This is a genomic window from Hymenobacter agri, from assembly GCF_054778495.1.
The window spans coordinates 1-9,571 of record NZ_BAAGZM010000117.1; the positions used below are offsets into that span (position 1 = coordinate 1).

General features: G+C 62.2%; 7 protein-coding genes. 2 read left to right on the forward strand and 5 right to left on the reverse strand.

The features are described 5' to 3' along the window. Nucleotides 1-469, reverse strand: a 469-nt coding sequence (locus ACYVDE_RS08370; RefSeq protein ID WP_460501031.1) for an alpha/beta fold hydrolase, incomplete at its 3' end; no start/stop codon positions are given. A 2-nt stretch (nucleotides 470-471) separates the two neighbouring features. Further along, nucleotides 472-1,878: a UDP-N-acetylmuramate--L-alanine ligase gene (locus ACYVDE_RS08375; RefSeq protein WP_460501032.1), complete on the reverse strand. Its 1,407-nt coding sequence runs from the start codon at nucleotides 1,876-1,878 to the stop codon at nucleotides 472-474. 321 nt (nucleotides 1,879-2,199) lie between these two features. Here ACYVDE_RS08375 and dnaB point away from each other — a divergent pair, with 321 nt between their 5' ends. Continuing rightward, a complete protein-coding gene (gene dnaB / locus ACYVDE_RS08380) occupies nucleotides 2,200-3,807 on the forward strand; it encodes a replicative DNA helicase (protein WP_460501033.1) in 1,608 nt (535 codons plus the stop codon). Between the two features lie 126 nt (nucleotides 3,808-3,933). Continuing rightward, complete coding sequence (locus ACYVDE_RS08385; protein WP_460501034.1) at nucleotides 3,934-4,707, forward strand: sulfite exporter TauE/SafE family protein; 774 nt, start codon at nucleotides 3,934-3,936, stop codon at nucleotides 4,705-4,707. A 64-nt stretch (nucleotides 4,708-4,771) separates the two neighbouring features. Here ACYVDE_RS08385 and ACYVDE_RS08390 read toward each other — a convergent pair whose 3' ends face one another. The 3 genes from ACYVDE_RS08390 to ACYVDE_RS08400 all read right to left on the reverse strand — a co-directional run. After that, nucleotides 4,772-5,701, reverse strand: a complete 930-nt coding sequence (locus ACYVDE_RS08390; RefSeq protein WP_460501035.1) for a T9SS type A sorting domain-containing protein — start codon at nucleotides 5,699-5,701, stop codon at nucleotides 4,772-4,774. A gap of 397 nt (nucleotides 5,702-6,098) precedes the next feature. After that, a complete protein-coding gene (locus ACYVDE_RS08395; RefSeq protein ID WP_460501036.1) occupies nucleotides 6,099-7,355 on the reverse strand; it encodes a PepSY-associated TM helix domain-containing protein in 1,257 nt (418 codons plus the stop codon). 65 nt (nucleotides 7,356-7,420) lie between these two features. Then, nucleotides 7,421-9,571: TonB-dependent siderophore receptor (locus ACYVDE_RS08400; RefSeq protein ID WP_460501038.1), on the reverse strand; the 2,151-nt coding region annotated here is incomplete at its 5' end.

Genomic DNA, 9,571 nt, shown 5'->3' on the forward strand with positions numbered 1-9,571 from the left:
CAGCGGCGGTCATGAGCGCCGCAGTAGCGCGTAGCACGGCCGCCCAGTCGGCGGGCGCGTGGCGCTGGCGTAGGGTTTCGGCAAAAGCGGGCACTTTAGCGAGAATTTTATCGGGGTCGAGAAAGCGGGTTTCGGCCGCGGCCGCCTCGGGCGTCCAATCGAGCTTGGTGCCCAAGGTGCTGATGCTGGCGAAGCGCCGGGGCTCGCGCGTGGCGGCCAGAAGGGCCGCGTAGCCGCCCATGCTGTAGCCAAACACATGCGCCGGGCCAGTTTCGTTTTCCGCCAGAAAAGCCAGCACTTCCTGCGCAAAGTGCGCCAGCGTGAACGTGGCCGCCTCTACCGGCCGCCCGCCGTGGCCCGCGAAGGCCAGCGTATGCACCACAAAATCGCCGGCGAATGCTTCGGCTAGCGGCCCGAGCGTGGCGGGGCTACCCAGCGCCCCGTGCAGCAGTAGCAGCGTCGGCTTCATGCTCAGCCAGTGATTTCGGTGGCCAACGCCGCCAAATCCAGTCCGTCGAACGTGCCCGACGACATCAGCAGCAGGTTGGCATTGGTCCACTCCTGCGCCCGCAGGAAGGCGGCCAGTTCGGCGCTGTCGGTGATGACTTTGATATCGGGCCGCTGAAAGGCTTCGGCTACCGTGGCGGCGGCCAGCGGTGGCAGGCGCTTGTGCTCCAGCACGTGGGGGTTGAAGTACACTACCGCCACGTCGGGCGCATCGAAGCAGTGCGCGTACTGCGGCAGGAACGCCGGGTTCAGGCTGCTGAAGGTGTGCAATTCCAGGCAGGCCACCAGCTTGCGCTGTGGAAACTGCTTTTTCAGAGCCGTGGCCGTGGCTTTGAGCTTGCTGGGCGCGTGGGCGAAATCCTTGTATACCACCGAGGTAGCGCCTTCGCGCACCAGCTCCAGCCGCCGCGCCGCGCCGGGGAACGTGGCCACCGCCCGGAAAAAGTCTTTCCCTTTGATGCCCAGCTGCTTGCAGACTTCCTTGGCCGCCGAAATATTGCGCAGGTTGTGCTCGCCAAATACCTGCACGGGCACTTCTTCATCCTTTTTGTTGAGCAAATACGTGCGGCCGTCGCGGATGATGTGCTCGTGCGGGCCGTAGCCGATGTAAGTCACGTCGGGGTTGGTGGGCACGCTCACGAGTTGCACCTGCTCGTCGTCGCGGTCGTAGATGAGCACGCCGGCTTTGGGCGTCATATCGGCGAAGATGCGGAACTGCTCGCGGTAAATTTCCTCGGTCGGGAACACGTTGATATGGTCCCAGCTGATGCCCGAAATCACACCGATATGGTGCTGGTAGAGGTGAAACTTGGGCCTCCGGTCGACCGGCGACGACAGGTATTCGTCGCCTTCAATGATGATAATCGGCGCGTCGTCCGTCAGTTGCACCATCAAATCGAAGCCCGCCAGCTGGGCCCCCACCGCGTAGTCGAACTTGCGCCCATGAAACCGTAGCACGTGCAGAATGCAGGCCGTGATGCTGGTTTTGCCGTGCGAGCCGCCAATCACGATGCGCTGCTTGTCGCGGCTGGCCTCGTAGATATATTCGGGGAAGGAATAGATTTTCAGGCCCAGCTCTTGGGCACGCAGCAGCTCGGGGTTGTCGGGGCGGGCGTGCATGCCCACGATGACGGCCGATAGGTCGGGCGTGATGCGGGCGGCGTCCCAGCCTTCCTGGGCCGGCAGCAGGCCGGCGGCGGCCAGGCGGCTTTTGGCGGGCTCAAAAATCTCGTCGTCAGAACCCGTCACGCGGGCGCCACGGCGGTGCAGGGCCAGCGCCAGGTTGTGCATGATGCTGCCGCCCACCGCGATGAGGTGAATGGCTTCGCCGGATTGGCGGGTGGGCTGAGCGGGGCTTGGGGCGGATTCCAAATCGGTAGCTATTAGTTATTGATTGTCAGCAAACAGTGGTGCCAATGACGAAACACCGGCCGGAAACCTTCGCAGAAGTTCGGCTTTCGGCTGTCGCTTCGGCAATATCTAGCCGCTGACAGCCAGAATTATCGGGCCGCGAAAGTACGACGGGCCAGCCGCCGCCGCCATTCTCGGCCCAAAAGAATCGGGCGGGTGGGCTAATCTTTTCCCGGCCGCCGGGGTTAACTTTGTGTATATCGCGGCCGGCCCGGATTTATTTTCCGGGTCGGCCGCGTTGTCCCCGCTGTTTCGTTACCTTAGTTACCCCGCTCCTGCCCTATGCCCGACCAGATGGATGACCGCCTGAAACAATCCGCCGCCCGTGCCAAGGCAGCCTGGAATAATCGGGGCGGCATAGTGGTTCCGCAAAACATCGGCACGGCCGGCAAGCTGCCGCCCCAGGCCCCCGAGCTCGAAATGGCCGTGCTCGGTGCCCTGATGCTGGAAAAAGACGCCCTCACCTCGGTGATTGACCTGCTCAAGCCCGAAAGCTTTTACAAGGACCAGCACCAGCGCATCTACAAAGCCGTGATTCGGCTGTTCGACAAGTCGGAGCCCATCGACCAGCTCACCGTGGTGCACGAGCTACGCGAGATGGGCGAGCTCGAAGCTGCCGGCGGCCCCTTCTACGTGGCCAACCTCACGCTGAAAGTGAACTCGGCCGCCAACGTCGAATACCACGCCCGCATCATCACCGAAACCGCCATCAAGCGCGAGCTGATTCGGATTTCGAGCGAAATTCAGCGCGACGCCTTCGAGGACACCACCGACGTGTTCAAGCTGCTCGACGACACCGAATCGGCGCTATTCGAAGTGTCGGAAGCCAACATCCGCAAGAACTTCGACGACATGCGCTCGCTGATGGGCAAGGCCATCAAGGAGCTGGAGGAAAAGAAAAACCAGAGCGACGGCCTCACCGGCGTGCCCACCGGCTTCTCGGCGCTGGACCGCGTCACAAGCGGCTGGCAACCCTCTGACCTGGTGATTATTGCCGCGCGCCCCGGCATGGGTAAAACGGCCTTCGTGGTATCGGCCATGCGCAACGCGGCGGTCGACTTCAAGAAAGCCGTGGCCATTTTCTCGCTCGAAATGTCCTCGCTGCAGCTCGTCAACCGTCTGATTTCGGCCGAGGCAGAGTTGGACTCGGAGAAAATCAAAAAAGGCAGCCTCGCCGACCACGAGTGGCAGCAGCTCAACCACAAAATCACGGCCCTTTCGGCCGCGCCCATCTACATCGACGATACGCCCGGCCTGAGCATCCGCGAGCTACGCACCAAGTGCCGCCGCCTGCGCTCGCAGAAGGATGTACAGATGATTATCATCGACTACCTGCAGCTGATGAGCGGCAACACCGACGGCCGCGGCGGTAACCGCGAACAGGAAATCGCCAGCATCTCGCGGGCCCTTAAGGGCATTGCCAAGGAGCTGAACGTGCCTGTGCTGGCGCTGTCGCAGCTCTCGCGCTCGGTGGAAACCCGCGGTGGCGACAAAAAGCCGCAGCTGAGTGACCTGCGTGAATCGGGCTCCATCGAGCAGGACGCCGACATGGTTATCTTCCTCTACCGCCCCGAGTACTACGGCCTCGACCAGGATGCCGAGGGCAACTCGACGCAGGGCGTGGGCGAGGTCATCATCGCCAAGCACCGGAACGGCTCGCTCGAAACCGTACAGCTCAAGTTCATCGGCAAGTTCACCAAATTCGCCGACCTCGACGGCATGGGCGGTGGCTTCGACCCCGGCATGTACCAGCCCATGGGCCTGCCCGCCAGCAACTTCGACAGCGAACCCGCCTTCGCGCCTACCACCATCCGCCTGGGCTCGAAGATTAACGAGTCGCCGGTGCCCTTCCCGAAAAGCAACAGCTTCGGCGAAGAGCCGCCGTTCTAATAGCGCAAGGTTACGCAAGGTCGAAAGAGGTTTCGCGAGGGTTGGCAGCACGTCAACTTTGCGAAACCTCTTTTCACTTCGCGAAACTTCGCGCATAACTTCATTGCATCGCCTGTCAATACGCTGATGATTCCTGGGCTATTCTATTTGTGCTTTTTCGCCGCGTTGGCCGGTTTTATCGACTCGATGGTGGGCGGTGGCGGGCTCATTCAGTTGCCAGCCCTGCTGCTACTGTTGCCCAAAGGCACGCCGGTGCCCACGGTACTGGGCACCGGCAAGGTAGCCAGTCTGGCGGGCACCTCGGCTTCGGCATTTCGCTACCTGCGCGGCCTCACAGATGTACCCATTCGCTGGCGTACGGTGGCGGTGGCGGCCGTAGTGGCGGGCTGCTTCGCGCTGCTGGGCGCCCACGCCGTAAGTGGCCTCAATAAGGAGCTGGTGAAGCCGCTGGTGCTGGCGCTACTGGTGCTCATGGCCGCCTACACCTTCTGGCGCAAGGACTTTGGCAGCCTGCATGCGCCGCGCCTGCACGGTAGCCGCGAATTGTGGACGGGCATCGCGCTGGGCGCGAGCATCGGGTTTTACGACGGTTTTTTTGGTCCAGGCACCGGTAGCCTGCTGTTATTTGCCTTCGTGGGCCTGTTTGGCTACGACTTTCTGGCGGCGTCGGCGTCGGCCAAAGTGGTGAATGTGGCCACCAATATTGCCGGGCTGGCCTACTTCGTGTCGACGGGCCAGGTGCTGTACCAGGTGGCGCTGCCCATGGCGGCGTGCAACGTGTTGGGTTCCATGCTGGGGGCGCGCGTGGCCATGCGCCAGGGCACGGGCTTCGTGCGGGTGCTGTTTCTGGTCGTCGTCAGCGCGTTTATTCTCAAGCTGGGCTGGGAAACCCTCGCGTAAGCAAAAGGCTCCGAATGCAAACATTCGGAGCCTTTTATTTATCGGGGCATTAATCAGCCGGCCATTATTCAGCCGCGGCGGCCTTCACGAACCGGGTGCTATATCCCGTCGCCAGGTCGCGCACGAAGTACACGCCGTTGGGCAGGACTCGCACATCGAGGGCCGGCTGAGCACCAGCCGGTATTTCACCGGCTTGTAGCTGCCGCCCGAGCTGGTCGAGCACTGCGAAGCGGGTGCCGGGCGTACCGGCAATGCTCACTGCTTCGGCCGCCGGATTTGGATAAACGGCCAGCACCTGGCTCAGGGCCGCTCTTTTCATCGCGATGACGGAGCTGAAACTAGTCGTACCATCGCGGTCGACCTGCCGCAGCCGGTAGTAGCTCAGTGCCGCCGGGTGGGTGTCGGCGAAGCTGTAATCGGTGCGGTGCGTGGCAGCACCGGCGCTTTGCACCTTGCCGATGGGCTGGAAATTCTCCGGCGAGTTGTCGGCCCGCTCTATCACGAAATAGTCGCTGTTGTGCTCCGAAGCCGTGCTCCAGGTCAGGGCCGTACCGCCCACCGTGCTTTTACCCTGGAACGCCATGAGCTCAACCGGCAGTGGGGCCGCCATCGCGCCATAGGCCGAAAATACGTCAACATCGAAGCTGGCGTTGACCAAGCCACCGATGCGCAGCTCAATCTGATTGAATTGCTTTTGTGCCGTGAATTCCACGGCAACTGCTCCTCCGGCGTTAAGCAGGCTTAAGTTAATGAGGCTATTGACTGGCAACTCTTCTTCGTAACCGGAACCAGAGCCCATGTAGGTACGAATAGCCATGCTGCTCAACAGCGACAAATCAAGGCTGGAGCCCGGCTGAATAATCAAGCCGGCCACCCCGCCTTCGGGCACCGTCGAAGCAAACCCTAGCCGCAGATTGGCACTGCCTAATAACGGGGCGGTTAGGGTAGCAGCAGTAGCCGATGAATTATCGACAGCCTGTTGCCGGTTGGCCACGTTCCGATACGATATTACGCTAGTGGCTGACTGGCGTAACGCAGCCGAGCTATTCAACGAAAGCCCTAGGCAGAAGACAGTAATTAATACGAGACGAATTAGGTGATATAAGTTATGCATAAGTAGGTGATTTATTGAATCCACCTACCCGCATACAACCATTTTGCCACCCTAATCTACTGCCTGCAATCGGTTGAAAACTAGCTACATTAACAAAGCCCGATGCCTAGCACACAGTACCCTTTCTGGAAAAGTGTCCCGAATCAGGAAACCGAATGGTGAACATCCTATTACGTGCGCATGCGCTATGATGTTTGCCCGTGTACCTGACAAATGGCAAAAAAATATGCCGGCCCACTTCCAGCCGCTTCATTAAGCTGGCATTGCTCCCGCCGTCTTACCCGACTGCTTGAACCGTTGACTCGTGCCGCGCTGGCGCTGGCTGACGCTGCTTTTTGCGCCGCCGGTTCAGCCACATCAGCGTGCCGGTGATGGGGAAAGTAGCGCCCAGCAAGCCGATAACCAAGGCCAATAGCTTAGTTGGCCAGCCACCGATAGCGCCCGTGTGTACTGGCTTGAACAGCCCGCGAATGCGCTGGCCCACGGGCCGCTGCGCATATGGCTGGCGGCCGACGACCTGCCCGGTGTACTGGTCGAGGAATACCTCATCGGTCGCATTCTCGGTGAGGGCACCGGGGCGCAGCACGGCCACGCGAATACTGCCGGCCGCCTCCTTGGGCAGTTGCACGGTATAGGTTTCGGCGTCGGGGGCCTGCTGGCGGGCTAGGGCCAGCACGGCATCGGGCGCAAGGGGCACAGCACCGGCTGGGGCGGTGGCCGAGGTGGGTGGCTCGGGCCGTTTCAGGGGCGAGTGGGTGAGTTTGTTGATGCCCTCCCCTACCCAATCGAACGACATGCCCACGCCCGTGAGGGCCATGATGAACAGAAACAACGAGGCGTAAAAACCGAGCGAAATGTGGAAATCGTGGTTCAGCCGCTTCCAACTGCTGCCCCATTTTACGGTAAGCCGGGGCTTGAGCGCCTTGCGGGCCGTGGGCCACCACAGCACCAGCCCGGTGCCGAGGATGAACAGGAAGATGGTCGCATTCACGCCCATCACCAGCTTGCCGGTGGGGCCGGCCACCAGGCCGCGATGCAGCTTTTCCACGGTTTTGAAGAAGTTGTCGCGCGGGTTCAGCTCGCCGGTGATGGCCGCCGTGTAGGGGTTAATGAACATTCGGGGGCCGCCTTCACCCTTGCCTTTGCCGCTTTTTTCGGGGCCTCCCTTGCCGGGCTGGCCGGGGGCATTGGCCCGGCCCATGCCTTCGGCGCCGCGGCGCGTATCGCCTTTTTTATCCCCTTGCTCTCCCCCCGCCAGGCTGACTTCGACGGTGCGGGCTGGGTCGGCGTAGAGCCTGAAACTGCTGATTTTGGCTTTGGGCTTGGCGGCCTGCACGGCGGCGGCCAGCTGTGCCAGCGGCAGGCGCGGCATGGCCGCCGGGGCCACGAAGTAGCGCGCCGGGTGCCACGCCTGCTCCAGTTCTTTCTCAAAGGCCAGCACGCTACCCGTCAGGCACACGAATACGATGAGCAGCCCGGTGGCCAGGCCCAGCCACAGGTGCACGGTGCGGAAAAGCGACTTGGTGGGGGTCATCGGGGAAAGTGCGGCGGTTTTACAGAAAAAAGGAAGATAAGCAGACTGAAATTCAACGCCGTGACTTACAGCTTGTAGCTAAGCGTCGCGCTGAAGTTTCGAGGGGCAATGGGGTTTACACTGTTGTCGTCGTGCACGTTGTAGCTCAGCTCATTCAGCAGGTTGGCCAGTTTCAGGCGCACCGAAAACCGGTCGTAGGTGTAGCCCAGCGAGGCATCGAAGAGGAAGTAGTTGGGCACGCGCAGATACTTGTTGGTGTCGGTGAGCAGGTTGCCGTCTTTGTCGTAGAGCAGACGCGGGTTGCGGCCGGCCACGCGGTCGCCCACGTAGTAGCCAGTGGCGCCGGCGCTCAGGCCGCGCAGCAAAGCATTGTTGGCAAACACGTTGGCGAACGAGTAGAACAGGCTCAGATTGGCCGTGTGGGCGGGGTTGTAGCGCAGGCGGCTGCCGTCGGCGTAGAGGGTGCTGCGGGTGTAGGCGGTGTTGTTGTAGCTGTAGCCGGCAATGAGCGAGATGCCGTTGACGGGGCGGCTCTGCACATCTACTTCCACGCCCTTGCTCGTTACCTGCCCGGCCAGCTCCTGGGCGCTGGGAAAGTTGGGGTTATAGCTGGGGTTGAGGCCGTTGCCGAGGTACTGCTGAATCACCTGGGCCTGGTTATTATTCACAATCTGATAGGCCGTCACGTTGGCCGACAGCGCGCCCTTGAACAAATCGTTTTTGATGCCCACCTCGAACTGGTCAATCAGCGAAGGCGGCAGGCTGCCGCCCTGGTTGTCGGTGACGGTGTTGGCCTGGGGCGCGAAGGAATTGGCGTAGGACGCAAACAGCGCGGTGGTTTTCGTGGGCTGAAACACCAGGCCCACGCGGGGCGAGAAGGCGTTGTCGTAGCGGCGGTTTTCGCGCACGGTGGCGGGGCCGTTGGCCGCCGCGTGCGCGGCGGGGTAGGTATAGACGTCGCTGGGCGTTTCCTGGTAGCTCCAGCGCAGGCCGGCCAGCAGCTTCAGGTTGCTGGTGAGGCTGATGAGGTCCTGGGCGTAGAAGCCGGCGCGGCGGGTATTGCCCAGCGTGCGGGTATTGTAGCGCAGGGCATCGTAGCCGCTGGCAGTGCCTTTGGGCCGGCCCAGCTGGCGGCCGGGGTTCAGAATGTTTACCGAATCGAAGGCCTGCGTGGCGTAGGCCAGCGTGTTGGTGTTGTACTGGTCGGCATCGGCCCCCACCAACAGCGTGTGCCCGATGCCGCCGGTGCGGAACGTGCCCGTGAGGTCGAGCTGCGCGAGGTAGTAGTTTTCGGCGGTTTCGGAGCGTTGCAGGCTGCGCAGCCAGTTGCCGTAGTTGCGGCCGGGCTTGATGACGTTGGCCGTGGGCCGGCTGGCGCTTTGCAGCTCGTTGGCGTAGCGCTGGAAGGCGCCCACCGCCCGCAGCTGCCAGCTATTGTTCAGGCGCGTGGTGAGGGTGGCCGTGGCGCTGGTTTGGTTGGTCGCGTTGGTGGCGTCGGCCGTGTTCAGGAAGCGGCTGCGCGAGTCCGAAATCTGATAATCGACGGCGCCAATGCCGAAGTCGGGCGTGCGGTTGTCGCGCAGGTAGTCGCCTTCCACCACGAGGTCGGTTTTGGGGCTGAGGCGGAACAGCAGCGAGGGATTCACATACACGCGGTTGCTTTTCACCCCGTCGCGGTAGCTGTCGGCGCGCTCCCAGGTGCCGTTCAGGCGGTACGCTACTTTCTGGCTCCCGCCCACCGCGCCGTACACGTCGAATTGCGGTTTCACGAAGCCAAAGCTGCCCAAGCGCAGTCCCACCGAACCGCCGCGCTCAAACTGCGGCTTCTTCGTCACCAAGTTCAGAATGCCGCCCGCCGCCACGTTGCCGTAGAGGATGGCCGCGCTGCCCTTCAACACTTCCATGCGCTCGAGCGAGCTCACCTCGGGCATGATGCCGTTGTTGTAGCGCACGCCATTCTTGAAGGTGTTGGCGCTGGTGTAGGCGAAGCCGCGGCTGGCAATTTCCTCCTGCGTGCCGCCGGTGGCGCCCATCACATACACGCCGGCCACGTTGGCCAGCACGTCGCTCAGGCGCAGGGCCTGCTGCTGCTCCAGCACCGGCCGCTCGATGGTGAGCGTGGCCTGCGGGTTGTCGAGCGGTGCGATGGGCATTTTGCCGGCGCTCACCACGCGCTGGTTCAGGCTTTTGGCGCCGGTCACGGTTACTTCGGTCAG

Excerpts from the sequence above, each read along its gene's own strand:
- dnaB (WP_460501033.1), top strand. The coding sequence starts at position 2,200 with ATGCCCGACCAGATGGATGACCGCCTGAAACAATCCGCCGCCCGTGCC.
- ACYVDE_RS08385 (WP_460501034.1), top strand. The coding sequence starts at position 3,934 with ATGATTCCTGGGCTATTCTATTTGTGCTTTTTCGCCGCGTTGGCCGGT.
- ACYVDE_RS08395 (WP_460501036.1), bottom strand. The coding sequence starts at position 7,355 with ATGACCCCCACCAAGTCGCTTTTCCGCACCGTGCACCTGTGGCTGGGC.